This window comes from Barrientosiimonas humi, assembly GCF_006716095.1.
Taxonomy (GTDB): domain Bacteria; phylum Actinomycetota; class Actinomycetes; order Actinomycetales; family Dermatophilaceae; genus Barrientosiimonas; species Barrientosiimonas humi.
The window spans coordinates 353,337-370,175 of record NZ_VFOK01000001.1 but is presented as its reverse complement, the minus strand read 5'-3'; the positions used below and the strand labels follow the sequence as shown (position 1 = coordinate 370,175).

General features: G+C 72.2%; 15 protein-coding genes. 10 read left to right on the top strand and 5 right to left on the bottom strand.

The genetic code is table 11. The annotated features are described in order from the left end of the window. Positions 1–109 precede the first annotated feature (109 nt). Genes FB554_RS01735 through FB554_RS01720 form a run of 4 tightly spaced genes read left to right on the top strand, consistent with a single transcriptional unit; the run spans position 110 to position 3,658 of the window. Positions 110–1,033, top strand: a complete 924-nt coding sequence (locus FB554_RS01735) for an ABC transporter ATP-binding protein (RefSeq protein WP_211344512.1) — start codon at positions 110–112, stop codon at positions 1,031–1,033. Then, entirely contained in the window at positions 1,030–1,950 is a 921-nt protein-coding gene (locus FB554_RS01730) for an ABC transporter permease (RefSeq protein ID WP_142004356.1), read from the top strand. Before FB554_RS01735 ends, FB554_RS01730 begins: the two co-directional genes overlap by 4 nt. After that, entirely contained in the window at positions 1,947–2,861 is a 915-nt protein-coding gene (locus FB554_RS01725) for an ABC transporter ATP-binding protein (RefSeq protein ID WP_142004355.1), read from the top strand. The genes FB554_RS01730 and FB554_RS01725 overlap by 4 nt, the downstream gene beginning before the upstream one ends. After that, positions 2,858–3,658 carry an ABC transporter permease gene (locus FB554_RS01720; RefSeq protein WP_142004354.1) on the top strand — a complete coding sequence of 267 codons (801 nt, stop codon included), beginning with the start codon at positions 2,858–2,860 and terminating at the stop codon, positions 3,656–3,658. The genes FB554_RS01725 and FB554_RS01720 overlap by 4 nt, the downstream gene beginning before the upstream one ends. A 33-nt stretch (positions 3,659–3,691) precedes the next feature. Here the strand turns inward: FB554_RS01720 and ppsA are convergent, their stop codons facing one another. Both ppsA and FB554_RS01710 read right to left on the bottom strand, forming a co-directional pair. Beyond that, on the bottom strand, positions 3,692–6,115 hold the full coding sequence (ppsA, locus tag FB554_RS01715) for a phosphoenolpyruvate synthase (protein ID WP_142004353.1): 2,424 nt from the start codon (positions 6,113–6,115) through the stop codon (positions 3,692–3,694). A 47-nt stretch (positions 6,116–6,162) separates the two neighbouring features. Further along, positions 6,163–7,002 carry a pyruvate, water dikinase regulatory protein gene (locus FB554_RS01710; protein WP_142004352.1) on the bottom strand — a complete coding sequence of 280 codons (840 nt, stop codon included), beginning with the start codon at positions 7,000–7,002 and terminating at the stop codon, positions 6,163–6,165. Positions 7,003–7,120: 118 nt separating this feature from the next. Here FB554_RS01710 and FB554_RS01705 point away from each other — a divergent pair, with 118 nt between their 5' ends. Continuing rightward, positions 7,121–7,972, top strand: a complete 852-nt coding sequence (locus FB554_RS01705) for a helix-turn-helix domain-containing protein (protein WP_142004351.1) — start codon at positions 7,121–7,123, stop codon at positions 7,970–7,972. A 194-nt stretch (positions 7,973–8,166) separates the two neighbouring features. Here the strand turns inward: FB554_RS01705 and FB554_RS01700 are convergent, their stop codons facing one another. Together FB554_RS01700 and FB554_RS01695 are read right to left on the bottom strand one after the other, a co-directional pair. After that, on the bottom strand, positions 8,167–8,967 hold the full coding sequence (locus FB554_RS01700; RefSeq protein WP_142004350.1) for an endonuclease I family protein: 801 nt from the start codon (positions 8,965–8,967) through the stop codon (positions 8,167–8,169). A 173-nt stretch (positions 8,968–9,140) separates the two neighbouring features. Continuing rightward, complete coding sequence (locus FB554_RS01695) at positions 9,141–10,412, bottom strand: aspartate aminotransferase type Ic (protein ID WP_142004349.1); 1,272 nt, start codon at positions 10,410–10,412, stop codon at positions 9,141–9,143. Between the two features lie 173 nt (positions 10,413–10,585). Between FB554_RS01695 and FB554_RS01690 the strand changes: the two genes are divergently transcribed. Continuing rightward, positions 10,586–11,491, top strand: coding sequence for a hypothetical protein (locus FB554_RS01690; RefSeq protein WP_142004348.1), 906 nt, complete (start codon positions 10,586–10,588; stop codon positions 11,489–11,491). Here FB554_RS01690 and FB554_RS01685 read toward each other — a convergent pair. Beyond that, positions 11,485–12,696 (bottom strand): MFS transporter, encoded by a 1,212-nt coding sequence (locus tag FB554_RS01685; protein ID WP_142004347.1) that lies wholly within the window; start codon positions 12,694–12,696, stop codon positions 11,485–11,487. The two genes, FB554_RS01690 and FB554_RS01685, sit on opposite strands and share 7 nt — an antisense overlap. Positions 12,697–12,773: 77 nt before the next feature. On the opposite strand from FB554_RS01685, the gene FB554_RS01680 reads away from it, so the two are divergent. The 4 genes from FB554_RS01680 to FB554_RS01665 all read left to right on the top strand — a co-directional run bounded on the left by FB554_RS01680 (position 12,774) and on the right by FB554_RS01665 (position 16,665). Beyond that, entirely contained in the window at positions 12,774–13,289 is a 516-nt protein-coding gene (locus tag FB554_RS01680; protein WP_236022213.1) for a CGNR zinc finger domain-containing protein, read from the top strand. A 126-nt stretch (positions 13,290–13,415) separates the two neighbouring features. Beyond that, the gene (locus tag FB554_RS01675; RefSeq protein WP_142004346.1) at positions 13,416–14,807 is read left to right on the top strand and encodes an ABC transporter substrate-binding protein; all 1,392 of its coding nucleotides are present in this window, start codon (positions 13,416–13,418) and stop codon (positions 14,805–14,807) included. Positions 14,808–14,818: 11 nt separating this feature from the next. Further along, positions 14,819–15,802, top strand: coding sequence for a carbohydrate ABC transporter permease (locus tag FB554_RS01670; RefSeq protein ID WP_142004345.1), 984 nt, complete (start codon positions 14,819–14,821; stop codon positions 15,800–15,802). After that, on the top strand, positions 15,799–16,665 hold the full coding sequence (locus FB554_RS01665) for a carbohydrate ABC transporter permease (RefSeq protein WP_142004344.1): 867 nt from the start codon (positions 15,799–15,801) through the stop codon (positions 16,663–16,665). The genes FB554_RS01670 and FB554_RS01665 overlap by 4 nt, the downstream gene beginning before the upstream one ends. Positions 16,666–16,839: the final 174 nt, after the last annotated feature.

Here is a 16,839-nt window from a genome sequence, read left to right as displayed (position 1 = left end):
CGACCGAGGTCAGCGCCGCGCAACAAGCAACTTGTCCAGTGTGCCAGAGTCCGCGGCACGCGGCCAAATCGAGCCGGAACCGGCCGCCCCGGAGGCTAGGGTGCCTCGCGTGGGGGCACCAGTCGTACAGACCCGAGATCTGACGGTCCAGTATCCCCGGGTCCGCGCCCTCGACGCGCTCAGCGTCGACGTGCCGGCCGGGGTCACCGGGATCGTGGGCGTCAACGGCGCCGGCAAGTCCACGCTCATCAAGGTGCTGCTGGGGCTGCTCGCGCCGACCGCCGGCGAGGCGCGGGTGCTCGACATGGACACCCGCACGCACGGCGCCGCGATCCGCGCGGTCGTGGGCTACATGCCCGAGCACGACGCGCTGCCGCCCGACGTCTCGGCCGCCGAGTTCGTGCTGCACATGGCGCAGGTGTCGGGGCTGCCGCGCACCGACGCCCGCGAGCGCACCGCCGACGTGCTGCGCCACGTGGGGCTCGCCGAGGAGCGGCACCGGCCCATCGGCGGCTACTCCACCGGCATGCGGCAGCGGGTCAAGCTGGCGCAGGCGATCGTGCACGACCCGCGCCTGGTGCTGCTGGACGAGCCCACCAACGGGCTCGACCCGCGTTCGCGCGACGACATGCTCGACCTGATCTCGCGCATCGGCCACGACTTCGGCATCTCGGTGATCGTCACCAGCCACCTGCTCGGCGAGCTGGAGCGCACGGCCGACCACGTCGTCGTCATCGACAGCGGCCGGCTGCTGCGCGCCTCGGCCACCACCGACCTGACCCAGACCACCGGCACCGTGCTGGTCGAGGTGCTCGGCCCGTACGGCTCCGACCGGCGCGTGGGCCAGGCGCTGCTCGACCGCGGCATCCAGGCCGCGCCCGACGGCGACCGGATCCGGGTGCGGATCGACGACCCGCGCGCGCTCGACGTGGTCCGCGACGTCGTCACCGACCTCGGCCTCGGGCTGGTGCGGGTGCAGGAGATCCACCACACGCTCGAAGAGGTCTTCGAGGCGACGGGAGGCGCCCGATGAGCACGTCCGGGCCCAGCGGGGTCATCCACGACATCGGCTACCGCCGGTTCACCGGGCAGCGCCGCTCCCCCGGCGCGGTCGCGGGCTCGCTGTTCCGCACCGCGCTCGCCCACTACTTCGGCATCGGCCGCACCGGCAAGGCCAAGATCGTGCCCTGGGTCGTGACGATCATCATGTTCGTGCCGGCGCTGGTGCTGGCCGGCATCATCATCCAGCTGAAGCGGATGTCCCTGTCGGACCGGGCCGACCTGTTCGGGCCGCTGTCGACCTATTTCGGCTACCCGTTCTGGACCCAGCTGCTGCTCACCGTCTTCGTCGCGGCGCAGGCGCCCGTGCTCTTCGCGCGCGACCTGCGATACCGCACGATCGTGCTCTACTTCGCCCGCCCGGTCTCGCGCACGACGCTGATCCTGGTGCGGCTCGCGGCCCTCGCGACCGCGGTGTTCGCGATCGTCGCCGTGCCGCTGACGATCTGGTGGGGGGTCGCGATCAGCTCCGACCTGCCGGTCGGCCAGCACACCAAGGCCTACCTCGCCGCCCTCGCCGGCATGGCGATCCTCGCGGTGATGCTGGCGGCCATCTCGGCGATGGTCTCGGCCCTGACCACCCGCACCGGCCTGTCGGTCACCGGCGTGATCGTCACGCTGATGATCACCTCGGGCATGGTCACCGCGCTGCTGGGGATCGCGTACGAGAACGTCAACGAGACGCTCGCCTTCGTCGCCGCCGCGCTCAACCCGTTCACCGCGGTCGCCGCGCTGGTCAGCGGGCTGTTCGACCAGCCGACGCCGATCGAGCTGCTCCCCCGCGTGACGACCCCCGGGTGGACGCTCTTCTTCGTCGTGGTGGCGGCCGCCTGGGTGCTGGTCCCGACCGCGATCCTGCTCGCCCGCACCCGGAAGGCGGCCTCGCTGTGACCGACCTGGTGCTCGCGGGCGTGTCCCGGTGGTACGGCAACGTCGTCGCGGTCAACGACGTCTCGATGGTGCTCAGCCCGGGCATCACCGGGCTGCTCGGCCCCAACGGCGCCGGCAAGTCGACCCTGCTGTCGATGATGGCCGGTCTGCTGCCGCCCTCGGCCGGGTCGGTCACCCTCGGCGACCGGCCGGTGCGCGAGCGGGTGTCGGTCTATCGCGACATCGGCCTGGTGCCCGTCCAGGAGCAGCTGTACGACTTCCTCACCGGCCGCCAGCTGGTGCGCCTGAGCGCCGACCTGCAGCAGGTGTCCGACCCGGCGGCCGCGACCGAGCGGGCGATCGAGCTGGTCGACCTGGCCGACGCGGCCGGCCGCAAGGTGCACACCTACTCCAAGGGCATGCGGCAGCGGATCAAGGTCGCCTCGGCGCTGGTGCACGACCCGCAGGTGCTGCTGCTCGACGAGCCGTTCAACGGCATGGACCCGATCCAGCGGCGGCAGATGATGAACCTGCTCACCGACCTCGGGCAGCGCGGCCGCACCATCGTGTTCAGCTCGCACATCCTCGAGGAGGTCGAGCAGCTGGCCCGCCGCGTCGAGGTCGTGGTCGCGGGCCGGCACGCCGCCTCCGGCGACTTCGCCGAGATCCGCCGGCTGATGACCGACCGGCCCAACCAGTACCGGCTGCGCTCCTCCGACAACCGTCGGCTCGCGGCCCTGCTGCTCGCCGACCCGTCGGTGCGCGGCGCCCGGCTGCGCGACCGGCACACCCTCGAGGTCGAGACCGACGACCTGGGCCGGTTCGCCCACTCCGTCCCCCGCATCGCCCGCGCCCACGACATCCGGCTGCTCGAGCTCACGCCGACCGACGAGTCGCTCGAGAGCGTCTTCTCCTACCTGGTGAACGCATGACGACCCCACCGCCCGCCACCCCGCAGCCGGCCCCGCCCGGCCCCCTGCCCGCCGGCAACGCCGCGCCGAGCGGCACGTCCCCGCTGAGCGGACCGGTCGTGCGCCTGGCGCTGCGCTCGCTCCTCGGCCGCGCCCGGGTGCTCCTGCTGCTCGCGCTGCCGGTGCTGCTCATCGCGCTCACCCTGGTGCAGCAGCGGTTCGCGGCGATGGACGGCACCGCCACCCAGAACTTCCTGAGCACCTTCGGCATCGGCGTGGTCGTGCCGGTCGTCACGCTGATCTGCACCACCACGCTGATCTCCACGGAGTTCGACGACGGCTCGATCATCCAGCTGCTGGTGAAGCCGATCTCGCGGGTGGCCCTGGTGCTGAGCAAGGCCCTGGTGATCCTCGGCGCGGTGGTGGTGTTCGGCGTGCTGCCGCTCGGGATCTCGGCGATGGTGCTGCATCCCGGCGACGGCCTGCCCCTCGCGATCGTGGCGGGCAGCGCGGTCTCGGGTGTGGCGTACGTCGGGATCTTCACCGCGCTCGCGGTCGCGCTGCGGCGCAGCGTGGTGGGCGCGCTGGCCTACTGGCTGATCTGGGAGTCGACCATCGCCGGGCTGATCGGCCCGACGAAGTGGCTGTCGGCGCGCAGCTGGGGCACCTCGGTGCTCCAGGCGGCCAGCGACGTCACGGCCGAGGCCGCTCAGCCCGTGCCCACGGCGTACGCCGTCCTCGCCGCGCTCGTGGTGCTCGCCGGCGGCGTGCTGCTGGCCGGGCGGCGCATCGTCTCGATGACGCTGTCCGACGACTAGGCCGCCGGCCCGCGCAGCACGCCCCCGCCGGGCTCACGAGCCTGCGGGCGCCTCGGACTCCTCCGCCGGCGCGGTGCCGACCTTGCGGGCCAGCCGCATCCACGTCTCGACCACGGTGTCGGGGTTGAGCGACATCGTCTGGATGCCCTGCTCCATCAGCCACTCCGCGAGGTCGGGGTGGTCGCTGGGGCCCTGGCCGCAGATGCCGACGTACTTGCCCTGGTCGAGGCAGGCGGTGATGGCCATGCTGAGCATCTGCTTGACGGCCGGGTCGCGCTCGTCGAACTTGTCGGCGACCAGCGAGGAGTCGCGGTCCAGCCCCAGCGTCAGCTGGGTCATGTCGTTGGAGCCGATCGAGAACCCGTCGAAGAACTCGAGGAACTCGGCGGCGTTGACCGCGTTGCTCGGGATCTCGCACATCATCACGACCTGCAGGTCGTTCTTGCCGCGCTCGAGCCCGTGCTCGGCCAGCAGGTCGGTGACGCCCTGGGCCTCCCCGAGGGTGCGCACGAAGGGGATCATCACCTTGACGTTGGTGAGGCCCATCTCGTCGCGCACGTGGCGCAGCGCCGCGCACTCCATCGCGAAGCACTCGGCGAAGTCCTCCGACAGGTACCGCGAGGCGCCGCGGTAGCCGATCATCGGGTTCTCCTCGTCCGGCTCGTACGCCGTCCCGCCGACGAGGTTGGCGTACTCGTTGGACTTGAAGTCGGACATGCGCACGATGACCGGCTCGGGCGCGAAGGCGGCCGCCAGCATCGAGACGCCCTCGGCGACCCGCTTGACGAAGAACTCGCGCGGGCTGTCGTAGGCCGCGGTCAGCGCCTCGATCTCGGCCTTGAGCTCGGGCGAGAGGTTGCCGCCGCCGGCCTCGAGGTCGAGCAGCGCCTTGGGGTGGATGCCGATCTGCCGGTTGATGATGAACTCCAGGCGCGCCAGGCCGATGCCCTTGTTGGGCAGCCGGGAGAACTCGAACGCCTGGTCGGGGGTGCCGACGTTCATCATGATGCCGACCGGGATGTCGGGCATGGAGTCCAGCGAGGTCTCGTCGACCGAGAAGTCCAGCTTGCCCTCGTAGACGAAGCCGGTGTCGCCCTCGGCCGCCGAGACCGTGACCTCCTGACCGTCGGTCAGCGTGGAGGTGGCGCTGCCGGTGCCGACCACGGCCGGGATGCCCAGCTCGCGGGCGATGATCGCCGCGTGGCAGGTGCGCCCACCGCGGTTGGTGACGATCGCGCTGGCGCGCTTCATGATCGGCTCCCAGTCGGGGTCGGTCATGTCGGCGACCAGCACCTCGCCGGTCTGGAACTCGTGCATGTCCTCGACCGAGCGCAGCGTGCGCACGGCGCCGGCGCCGATCTTCTGGCCGATGGCGCGGCCCTCGACCGCGACCGTGCCGCGCTCGGCGAGGCTGAACCGCTGCAGGGTCGAGCCGGCCTGGCGTGACTTCACCGTCTCGGGCCGGGCCTGCAGGATGTACAGCCCGCCGTCGACGCCGTCCTTGCCCCACTCGATGTCCATCGGGCGGCCGTAGTGCTCCTCGATCTTGAGGGCGTACTCGGCCAGCTGGGTGACTTCGTCGTCGGTCAGCGACAGCAGCGGGCGCTCGGCCTCCTCGACGTCGATGAACTCGGTGGTGCGCCCGACCCCGGCGTCGTCGGTGTAGACCATCTTGATGGCCTTGGAGCCCACGCCGCGCTTGAGGATCGCCGGGCGGCCGGCGCGCAGCGCCGGCTTGTAGACGTAGAACTCGTCGGGGTTGACGGCGCCCTGCACGACCGCCTCGCCGAGGCCGTATGACGAGGTGATGAACACGGCGTCGTCGAAGCCGGACTCCGTGTCGATCGTGAACATCACGCCCGAGGCGCCCACGTCGGAGCGGACCATCCGCTGGATGCCGGCCGACAGCGCGACGGCCTCGTGGTCGAAGTTGCTGTGCACGCGGTAGGCGATCGCCCGGTCGTTGTAGAGCGAGGCGTAGACCAGCTTGATCGCGTGGAGGACGTTGTCGATGCCCTTGATGTTGAGGAAGGTCTCCTGCTGCCCCGCGAAGCTCGCGTCGGGCAGGTCCTCGGCGGTCGCGCTGGAGCGCACCGCCCAGGAGACCTCCTCGCCGTTCTCCTCGACCAGCCGGTCGTAGCTGGCGCGGATGTCCTGCTCGAGGTCCTCCGGGAAGGGGTGGGACTCGATGGTCTCGCGGATGCTGCGGCCGACCCGGGCCAGCTCGCGCACGTCGTCGACGTCGAGGGCGCGCAGCTGGGCGTTGATGTCGTCGGCGAGCCCGCCCTCGGTCAGGAAGCGGCGGTAGGCCTCGGCCGTCGTGGCGAAGCCGTCGGGCACCTGCACCCCGGCCTTGGCCAGGTGCTGCACCATCTCGCCGAGGGAGGCGTTCTTGCCCCCGACCCGCTCGACGTCGTCGAGGCCGAGGTCGGCGAACCACTCCACGTTGCGTGTCATCTGCGGTGTCCTTCCGAGGTGCTGCTCTGGGGTCGTCGCGGCCGGGTTCAGCTGCGTGGGCGCTGGTCGAGGTTCTGCAGGATCACCGCGGCGATCTCCTCGACGGACATGTTCGCCGAGCTGACCGAGGGGATGCGGTGGGTGGCGTAGAGCGCCTCGGCCCGGCGCAGCTCGTAGCTGCACTGCGCGAGCGTGGCGTAGCGCGAGCCCGGTCGGCGCTCGCTGCGCACCTGGCTCAGCCGCTGCGGGGTCGACAACAGGCCGAAGATGCGGTCGGCGTACGGCCGGATCGGGCGGGGCAGGTCGCTGGACTCGAAGTCCTCCTCGACCAACGGGTAGTTCGCGACCTTGAGGCCGTGCTGGATCGCGAGGTACATCGACGTAGGCGTCTTGCCGCACCGGGACGGCGCGACGAGGATCAGGTCGGCCTGCTCCAGCGCGCGCAGGCTCTGCCCGTCGTCGTGCTCCATGGAGTAGTCGATGGCCTTCATCCGGGCCTCGTACGCCCGCTGGTCGGCGATGCCGTGCACGCTCCCGACGTCGTGGGCGGCGTTGACGTGCAGCACCCGCTCGACCATGTCCAGGTGCGAGCCGAACAGGTCGATGAACGCGCACACCGTCTTCATCAGCTCGGCGCGGATCTCCTCGTCGGCCACCGTGGAGAAGACCAGCGGGGTGACCGCGTCGGTCTTGGCCGCGTCGACCAGCGCCACCACCTGGCGGGCCTGCTCGACCGACTTGATGAAGGGGATCTTGCGGGTCTGGAACGACACCGTCGGGAACTGCCCGAGGATCATGTTGCCCAGCGTCTCGGCCGAGATGCCCGTGCCACCGGCCAGGAAGAACGCCGGCGTCGCCGACACCTGCTCGGCCTGGTCGGGGGTCATGAGCGGCAGTCTCCCAGGTCGCTCCCCCGCCCGTGCAGCAGGCCTGGACCTTCCTCGCCCTGCGAGACGACCGTCCCGGCCTCCGAGCACCAGCCCCCGGGGCAGTGATACTCGGCACATGGACCAGCGCGCCGCCCTCCTGCGCACCCTGCGCCGCGAGCACGGACTCACCCAGCAGCAGCTGAGCGAGCGAGCGGGCGTGTCGGTGCGCACGCTGCGCGCGCTCGAGCGCGACGAGGTGCGCGAGCCGCACCTCGCGACGCTGGAGTCGCTCGCCACCGCGCTGGCGCTGCCGCGCGGCGAGCGCGCCCGGCTGCTGCGCACCTGGGCCCAGGTCCCGATGGCTCCGTTCGAGCGGCTGTTCGCCCGGACGGGGGTCACCGACGACGAGCAGGTCAGCCGCTTCCTGGCCGAGGAGTACGGCAAGGACATCCGCTACACCCACGTCTCCAGCCGGGCCCGCATCTCCGCCTCGCGACGGATGGTCGAGTGCCGCTACCACGCGGTGATCCTGGCCCTGGAGGACGGCGTGCGCGGGACCTGCCTGATCAACGCGGCCGACCCCCTGGTGCTCCCCCGGGTCCAGCTGAGCGACGTGCACGGCTGCACCGTCGCGGGCCGCCGCGAGGTCCCGACGCTGGGGCTGGTCATCTTCGGCCTGCAGTTCGCCCGCCCGCTCCAGGAGGGCGAGTCGGCGGTCATCGACTACACCGTGCTCGAGCCCGACGACGCGGGCGAGCCCTCCCACCGGGTCCTGCGCGGCTCGCGTCGCGGCATGGCCTCGCTCGCCGTCAGCGTGGAGTTCGAGGCGCCGCCGGCTCGGCTGTGGCAGGTCACCGCGACCGCCGGTCGCGAGGAGGTGACCGGCGCGGTCAGTCGCGAGCGCGAGCCCCTCGTCCAGCTGGCGCTGAAGGACGTGCCGCCCGGGTCGTACGGCTTCGCCTGGGACTGGGAGGAGCCCGGCACCTGACGCGGGGGCCGGCGCGAGCGGCAGTCTGGCGGCAGTTTCGGCCCGCAGGGTTGCCGTCGCGGTCCTCGCTCCCGAAGGCTGGTCCGCGGGCGCGCCCAGGGGTGGAGACCTGCGGGTCGGTCGCGCTCACGAGGCGCACCGGCGGCGCGCTCCCGTGAGGGGAGGGGGGACGCACCGCTGGTGCGCCGCCTGCGTCAGAAGATGGCCTCGACCCACTCGGGGCGATCGACGAACGGGTTGCGGTTGCCCTGGATCGCGTAGACCGTCTCGTTGCGCCGCTGCTCGAACGCGTCCGGCGGGTCCTGCGCGCTCCACGCGACCAGCACCGAGACCCGGCCGTGGTAGGGCGCCGACCCGTTGTTGACCTGGTCGTTGACCTCCAGGTCGGGCGCCCCGTCGTCCCCGTCGTAGCGCACGGCCATGTAGAGGATCATCCGTGCCACGTCTCCCTTGACCGCGTCGCGCGGCTCCCAGGAGTCACCGTCGGCGTAGTTGCCCGGCGCCTCGTCGTTCTGCGTGCCGCCGTTGTCGAAGTCGAGGTTGCCGCGGTCGGCGTTGACCGTCACGTCGGTCGGCCGCAGGTGGTGCAGGTCGGTGCCGGGCCCGGGAGTCGTGCCGAAGTCGCCGTGGCTCTTGGCCCAGACGTGCTCGCGGTTCCAGTTGTCGACGTCTCCCCCGTTGTTCGTCTTCGGGGTCGACCTGCCCGTGTAGAGCTCGATGACGTTGTTCGGGTTGGCCGGGTCCTCGTCGGTGCGGCGCAGCGCGTCCCAGACCTGGTCGTACGTCAGCACGGACTGGGTGCTGACGATGTCGTTGAGCTTGTTCTTCAGGGGCAGACCGGTCAGGCCCTCGGTGCCGGCGTAGTAGTCGGCGACGCTGACGGCCGCCGGGGGCGAGGTCGCCGCGCTGGCCGGGCCGGCGGTCCAGGTCGGGGTGGTGGCGGCGAGTGCGGCGACGCCGACCACGGCGAGCGCGCGACGGGCGCTGGTGAGCATGGGGCTCCTCCGGAGGGGGGACGGACGAGCCCCATGCTGCTCGCGCGTCGGTCAGGCCCGGGTGAACGCAGGTTCAAGACTTGCTCAAGCCTGCGCGCTCGGGCCGCGCCAACCCCTTCCCCAGCGCCCGCCTCGCGGCCGCCGCCGCCCTCGGCTCGGTGGACGCCCTCGGCTCAGCCGGCGCTGAGCTTCTCGGCCGCCGCGAGCAGCACGCAGGTCGTGACGACCGCCATCGCCGACTCGACCTCGGCGAGCGGCGGCAGGGTCGGCGCGAGCCGGATGTTGGTGTCGTCGGGGTCGTTGCCGTAGGGGAACGACGCGCCCGCCGGCGTCAGCGCGACCCCGGCGTCCTTGGCCAGCTCGACCACGCGACCGGCCGTGCCGGGCAGCACGTCGAGGCTCACGAAGTAGCCACCCTCCGGCGTGGTCCAGCGCGCGACGCCGGAGTCGCCGAGGTCGTCGCTCAGGATGCGCTCGACCGCGTCGAACTTGGGCTTGATGATCTCGCGGTGCTTGGCCATGTGGGCGCGCACGCCGTCGGCGTCGCCGAAGAACTGCGCGTGCCGCAGCTGGTTGACCTTGTCGGGGCCGATCGAGCTCTTGCCGAGGTGGCCGGTGAACCACTTCACGGTCTCCGGCGACCCGGCCAGGAAGGCGACGCCCGCCCCGGCGAAGGTGATCTTGCTGGTCGAGGCGAACACGACCGGCCGGTGCGGGTTGCCCGCGGCCGACGCCAGCGACAGCACGTCGGCCGACTTGGTCTCGTCCTCGGTCAGGTGGTGCAGCGCGTAGGCGTTGTCCCACAGGATCTTGAAGTCCGGCGCGGCGGTCGGCATGGCGGTCAGCTCCGCCGCGACCTCCTGGCTGCAGGTGATCCCGGTGGGGTTGCCGTAGGTCGGGACCAGCCACATCCCCTTGACCGACGGGTCGTCGGCGACCAGCCGGCGTACGGCCTCGACGTCGGGACCGTCGGCGTTCATCGGGACGGTGATCATCTCGATGCCGAGCGACTCCAGCAGCGCGAAGTGGCGGTCGTAGCCGGGCACCGGGCAGACGAAGGTCACCTTCTCCTCCTGCAGCCAGGGCCGCTCGGAGTCGACGCCGCCGTGCAGCAGCAGGTTCTTCAGGGTGTCGGCCATCATCGTCAGGCTGCTGTTGCCGCCCGCGACGAGCTGGCGGGGCTCGACGCCGAGCAGCTCGGCGAAGATCTCGCGCAGCTCGGGCAGGCCCGCGAGCCCGCCGTAGTTGCGCACGTCGGTGCCGTCGGCCGCGGTGTGCCCCTGCGGCAGCCGCATCAGCTCCTCCGACAGGTCCAGCTGCTCGCTCGACGGCTTGCCGCGCGTGAGGTCGAGCGTCAGCCCCTGCTCGCGGATCCGGTCGTACGCCGTGCGCTGGGTCGCGAGCGCGTCGGCGAGTTCGGCGGCGGACAGGTCGGCAAGAGCCACGGGACGTCTCCTTGGTTCAGACGGGCGGTCCCTCGATTGTCGCAGGGGCCGCGGGCCTCGCTCCCGGGCGTCTCACCGGCGTCGCCGGCCCCGCGCAGAAGTCGATGGAACCGTTCGCAGCTGCAAACACTCATACCGGCGTTCCGTGTTCACGATCGCAAAGGACGCCCGCCATGCGCACCTCCCGCACCACCGCCTCGCTCGCCCTCGCCGCGAGCCTCGCCCTCGGGCTGACCGCCTGCCAGGGGGACGACGCGCCGGACACCATCACCGACTACGCGCCGCCCACGACCACCTCGTCGAGCGCGGCCCCGTCCGGACCGTCCAGCACCTCCGGACCCAGCACGGCCCCCGGCTCCAGCACCGCGACCCCGAGCTCCGCCGGCACCGGCGCGACCACCCCGCCGGCGGACAACCCCGGCCCGCCCGCGACGGGCGGCGCCTCCCCCGAGGCGCCGGTGAAGCACGGCGAGCTCGCGCCGGACACGACGGTGAACGCCACCCTCGGCAACCTGGGACCGGGCCCGGCGACCCGGGTCACGGTGGAGCGGCTCGGGGCGTACAGCTCCGGCAGCAGCTCGACGACCAACCTCTATGCCGTGCTGCGCGCGACCTCCACCGAGCGGGGCACCGTGACCGTGCAGTTCGTGCTGCGCGACGCCCGCGGCGACGTGGTCGCCATCCAGGACGAGCAGGTGCCCGTCGCCGGCCTGACCGACGAGATCAAGGTGCTCGCGTCCAGCAAGACGCTCAGCGGCGCGGAGACGTCGGCCACCCGGGTCTCGCTGCGCATCAAGGACAACCAGCCCGACGACTACGCGACGGTCGCCGAGGTCGACCCGTCGTTCTCGTTCGGACAGACCGACTCCGGCACGCCGAAGGTCAGCGGCCGCTACCGCACGGTCGGCAAGGGGTCGGCGAACCTGCTGTCGGTCGTGTGCTCCGACGCCTCGGGCCGCACGCTGACCGACAGCGGCGTCGGCGAGGAGAAGGACGCGCCGGGGTGGTCCACGTTCGAGCTGTCGCTCGACGACGCGCCCACCGGGTTCCGCCCCACCCGCTGCTGGGTCGGTCACTGAGCCACCGCCCGCACCCGGCTCCGCCCACCTCGCACCCTCCCGGCGAGGTGGGCGGCCAGGTGCCCGGCGGCCAGCAGGCCGGCGAGCGCGGCCGCCGCGCCCCACAGCAGCTGCGGCCCGCGCTCGAGCAGCGGGGCACCGACCAGCGGAGCCAGCACCGCCGCGACACCCCAGGACAGGCCGTACGTCGTCATCACCGCCGCCTCGTCGCCCGGCCGGGCCATCCCGGCCGCGACCGCCTGCTGCGTCCCGAGCAGCAGCGACCCGCTCGCCCCCTCCAGGGTCGCCCCGACGAGCAGCCCGGTCACCGTGCCCGTCGCCCACAGCGCGAGCCCGCCGGCGAGCACGACGTAGCCGGCGACGAGCAGCAGCGCTGGTCGGACGCGCGTCTCCAGGTGCGCCACGGCCCGCTGGGCGAGCACCGCGAAGCCGGCGACGACCGCGAGCAGCCACCCGGCGTACGCCGTCGGATGGCCCGCGCGCACGACGGCCAGCGGGAAGAAGAAGACGACGACCATCACGAGCGTGCCGTAGACGGCGCCGACCCCGGTCCAGGCGAGCAGCCGCGGGGACAGCGAGCGCCGCCAGGAGCGGCCCGGCTCGCGCGGGGGCCGGACGTCGACGAGCAGCACGGCCACGACGGCCGCCGCCGCGGGACTCGTGATCGCGTCGACGCCGAACAGCCAGGCGACGCCGAACGGCGCGACGAGCCCGGCGACCGCGCCGGCCAGCACCCCGGCGACCGACATCGCCGCCGACAGCAGCGCGAACCCCGACGCGCGCCGCTCGGCCGGCACCTGCTCGGCGACGAAGCCCTGGGTGGCCGGCTCGATGATCTCCTGGGCCAGCCCCAGCAGCACCGCGCCCAGCACCACCGTCGCCACGCTGCCGGCGAGGGCCACCACCGCCTGGGCGAGCGCGCAGGCGAGCAGGCCGACGACCAGCGTGCGCCGTGAGCCGATGCGGTGGGCCAGCACCCCGCCGAGCACGCGTGAGGGGATCGTGCACAGCCCGAAGATCGCGAGCACCGGCCCGACGAGCGACATCGGGGCGCCCAGGTCGACGCTCAGCCGGGCGCCGAGGAAGCCCATCGAGAAGCCGCCGAGCCGGTTGACCACGCGGGCGACCACCAGCGGGAGCAGCATTCGCGTGGTGCCGCCGCGCGACCGGCTCGTGACTGTCGTACGCTCGTTGTCCAGTGACATGACCCGGAGGCTAGATGACTACTGAAATGCACTTCAACAGTCACGTTCGACGCATTATCGGCGCGACCGTGGCCCTGGTGAACGCCCTGTCCCCCGGGGAGGACGGCGGACGAGCCGTGGCCGAGCCCGCGGGCGCGCCGCTGCGCGACGCCGTGCGCGTGGCGCTGACCGCGGCGGGCTACGACAGCTCGCCGACGCAGCAGCAGGCGCAGTCGCTGCTGCCGCACGTGCGCCGGGCCCGCTCGGTCTTCGGCCAGCTCGACGGCGACGACCTCGCGGGGGCCGCCGAGCTGGTGAACCGGATGCTGCGCGACACCCGCGCCCGCCCCGAGCTGGACCTGCGCCCCGACGGCGGCTACGGCCTGCACTTCCACGGCCCCGACGACAGCTTCGAGCGCGGCTGGGCCGCCGGCATCGCCGCGGGCCTGGCCATGGCGATCGGCGGCGACCTCGGCAGCCGCCTGGGGGTGTGCGCGGCGCCGGCCTGCGACCGGGTCTACGTCGACCTGTCCAAGAACGCCCACCGCCGGTTCTGCTCGACCCGCTGCCAGAACCGGGTCAAGGCCGCGGCCCACCGCGCGCGCCGACGTTGACGGCACACCGGTCACTGCTGTCACGCACGTCACGCGTACCCGCAGGGGTGAAATTCTGCGAAAAGCCTTTCCCAGTAGGCCCCCCACGCGGTCCTATGAGGGGTGGTCCACACCGAGGGAGGTCTCATGCGCCGACGTGCTCGCGCCGCGACCGCTGCCGCCGCGGCAGCGCTGGCGCTGACCCCTGCGCTCGCGGGATGCGCCGACGACGAGCCGCGCCCGCCCAACCAGATCGTCGTCTGGAGCCTGGAGGCCCAGACCGACCGCATCGCCGCGCAGCGCGCGATGCTCGCGGGCTTCACCCGCAGCACCGGTGTCAGCGCCGAGCTGGTCGCCGTCGACGAGGCCCAGCTGCCGCAGCTCATCGCGAGCGCCGCGCAGACCGGTGACCTTCCGGACGTCGTCGGCGGCCTGCCGCTCGGCTACGTCCGCCAGCTCGACCGGTTCGACGTGCTCGACCGCCCGGCCGCGACCGAGGTGATGAACCAGCTCGGCCGCGACACCTTCGCCCCGCGCACCGTGCAGATGACCAGCGAGGGCCAGGAGTCGCTCGCGGTCCCCTCCGACGGGTGGGCGCAGGTGCTGGTCTATCGCAAGGACCTGTTCCGGCAGGCCGGGCTCCAGCCACCGACGACGTACGACAACCTCGTGCGCGCCGCGCGCACCCTCACCCGCGACAAGCAGTTCGGCATCACGCTCAGCACCGACCCGGCCGACGTGTTCACCCAGCAGTCGTTCGAGTCGCTCGCGCTCGGCAACGACTGCCAGCTGGTCGACCGCGCGGGCGCCGTGCAGATCACCGACCCGCCCTGCGAGCGGACCTGGTCGACGTACGACCAGCTCGCCCGCTCCTTCTCCCCCGACGGCCGGCAGGACGTCGACACCACCCGGGCCAGCTACTTCTCGGGCCAGTCGGCGATGGTCCTGTGGTCCACGTTCATCCTCGACGAGCTCGCCGGGCTGCGCAACGACGCGCTGCCCACCTGCGGACCGTGCCAGCGCGACCGGACGTGGCTGGCCAAGAACAGCGGCGTCGTCACCGCGGTCAACGGTCCCGACGGCACCGGCGCCGGCGGCTTCGGCGAGGTCGCGTCGTGGGCGGTGATCAAGGGCCAGAACACCACCGGCGCCAAGCGGCTCATCAGCTACGCCCTCGGTGACGGCTACACCCAGTGGATGGGCATGGCGCCGGAGGGCAAGTTCCCGGCCCGGCTCGGCCCGACCCCCGGGTCGCAGGCGTACGTCCAGGCATGGCGGCGTCTGCCCTCGGGCGTCGACACCAAGCGCCGCCTCGACGCGGTCTACGACCCGCAGACGATGAACGCCATCTCCGGGGTCTGGACCAACCTCAACCGGTGGGCCATCCCCCAGGGGCAGGGCTCGATCCTCGGCCCCGTCTCGGCCGAGCTGCCGATCTCCAAGGCGGTGGCCGGCATGGCGAACGGCTCCATGACCCCCACCGGCGCGGCGCGCGAGGCGCGCGACGCCGTCGACGAGATCGCCACGTCGGGCAGCTGAGGAGGACTGCGATGCCTGCGACCACCGCCTCGGACCCGACACCCGAGGTCCCCACCACCCCGGCCGCGCCGCGCGGCACGGACAACGACCGCGAGCGCACGTTCAGCCGCAGCCGCAAGGACAACCGCGACGGGCTGCTGATGGTCTCCCCGACCGTCATCGTCGTCATCGCGGTCGTCGTGATCCCCGTGCTGTGGAACGTGCTCATCGCCTTCCAGGACCTGTCGTTCCTGCAGATCCGCGAGGCCAGCCCGTTCCGCCCGCTCACCCTCGACAACTTCCGCGAGGTGCTCGGCGCCCGGGGCTTCTGGAGCTCGATGCTGACCACGGTGGTCTACAGCGTCGCCTCGACCGTCGGCTCCATCGCGCTCGGTCTGCTGGCCGCCCTGGCCCTGCGCGACGCCTTCCCCGGCCGCGGGCTGGTGCGCTCGGCGATGCTGCTGCCCTACGTCGCCCCGGTCGTGGCCGTCGCCTTCGTCTGGCAGGTCATGCTCAACACGCAGTACGGCGTCGCCAACGTCTGGGGCCAGCGCTTCCTCGGCTGGGACCAGGCCAAGGACTTCCTCGGCGTCGAGCCGCTGGCGCTGCTGACCGTGATCGCGTTCGAGATCTGGCGCTACTTCCCGTTCGCGTTCATGTTCCTGCTCGCCCGGCTGCAGGCGATCCCGCGCGACATCACCGAGGCGGCCATCGTCGACGGCGCGACGCCCTGGCAGCGCTTCCGGCACATCCTGCTGCCGCAGCTGGCCTCGGTCATCGCGCTGCTCGCGGTGCTGCGCCTGATCATGACGTTCAACAAGTTCGACGACGTCTACCTGCTCACCGGCGGCACCGCCGGCACCGAGGTCGCCGCCGTCCGGGTGTACGACTACCTCACCGGCCGGTTCGACGCCGGCGCCGCGGCCGCCCAGGCGGTCGTGCTGTCGCTGGTGATGGTGGTCTTCCTGCTGCTCTACCTGAAGTGGCTCAACCGCACGGAGCGGGAGGACGCATGAACCGCCACGCCCTGCAGAACCGCGTCTTCGGCATCGGTCGCTGGGTCGTCATCGCCGGCCTGGTCGTGATCACGGTCTTCCCGTTCCTGTACATGGTGCTGCTGTCGTTCGTCCCCATCGACGAGCTGCTGAAGAACCCCGGCCGGCTCTGGTACGACACCAAGGTCTTCACCACCCAGACCTACCGCGACGTGCTCGCCCCCGAGGACGAGGGCGGCCAGGGCTTCCTGGGCTTCATGCGCAACTCGCTCGAGGTCGCGCTGCTCGCGATGGTGCTGACGATGATCGTGTCGGTCCTCGGTGCGTACGCCGTCGCCCGGCTCGACTTCTTCGGTCGCCGCACGGTGAGCGCGCTGTTCCTGTCGGTCTACCTGTTCCCGGTCATCGTGCTCGCGATCCCGCTGGTGATCGGGTTCAGCAAGCTCGGCCTCGCCGGCTCGCTCGTCGGGCTGATGCTCGTCTACGTCGTGCAGACCGTGCCGATCGCGATCCACATGCTGCGCAACTACTTCGAGACCATCCCGGTCAGCATCGAGGAGTCCGCAGCGATCGACGGCGCCAGCCGCGCCCAGACGCTGCTGCGCATCACGCTGCCGCTGTCGCTGCCGTCGATCATGTCGACCGCGCTGTTCGTGTTCATGATCGCCTGGAACGAGTTCCTCTTCGCGCTGCTGTTCCTGGCCGCCAAGCGCGAGGACTGGACGGTCTCCCTGGGCCTGTCGCAGCTGTCCAACGGCATCGAGGTCCCCAAGACCGTCCTCATGGCCGGCTCGGTCATCCTCACCGTGCCGATCATCGTGCTCTACGGCATCGCCGAGCGCTGGCTCACCGAGGGCCTCACCAGCGGCGCCGACAAGGGCTGACCACCCCGCACCCCCGGGCGGACCACCGCTGACCCGGCGAGGACGTACGCCCTCGCGGACCACCGCCGACCCGTGCGCCCCACCGCACCCCCGGGCGGACCACCGCCACCCCGGCGAGGACGTACGCCCTCGCGGACCACCGCCCAACCGTGCGCCCCACCGCACCCCCCGCCG

Coding starts and splice junctions, on each gene's coding strand:
- FB554_RS01730 (WP_142004356.1), top strand. CDS start 1,030: ATGAGCACGTCCGGGCCCAGCGGGGTCATCCACGACATCGGCTACCGC.
- FB554_RS01720 (WP_142004354.1), top strand. CDS start 2,858: ATGACGACCCCACCGCCCGCCACCCCGCAGCCGGCCCCGCCCGGCCCC.
- ppsA (WP_142004353.1), bottom strand. CDS start 6,115: ATGACACGCAACGTGGAGTGGTTCGCCGACCTCGGCCTCGACGACGTC.
- FB554_RS01710 (WP_142004352.1), bottom strand. CDS start 7,002: ATGACCCCCGACCAGGCCGAGCAGGTGTCGGCGACGCCGGCGTTCTTC.
- FB554_RS01705 (WP_142004351.1), top strand. CDS start 7,121: ATGGACCAGCGCGCCGCCCTCCTGCGCACCCTGCGCCGCGAGCACGGA.
- FB554_RS01700 (WP_142004350.1), bottom strand. CDS start 8,967: ATGCTCACCAGCGCCCGTCGCGCGCTCGCCGTGGTCGGCGTCGCCGCA.
- FB554_RS01690 (WP_142004348.1), top strand. CDS start 10,586: ATGCGCACCTCCCGCACCACCGCCTCGCTCGCCCTCGCCGCGAGCCTC.
- FB554_RS01685 (WP_142004347.1), bottom strand. CDS start 12,696: ATGTCACTGGACAACGAGCGTACGACAGTCACGAGCCGGTCGCGCGGC.
- FB554_RS01675 (WP_142004346.1), top strand. CDS start 13,416: ATGCGCCGACGTGCTCGCGCCGCGACCGCTGCCGCCGCGGCAGCGCTG.
- FB554_RS01670 (WP_142004345.1), top strand. CDS start 14,819: ATGCCTGCGACCACCGCCTCGGACCCGACACCCGAGGTCCCCACCACC.
- FB554_RS01665 (WP_142004344.1), top strand. CDS start 15,799: ATGAACCGCCACGCCCTGCAGAACCGCGTCTTCGGCATCGGTCGCTGG.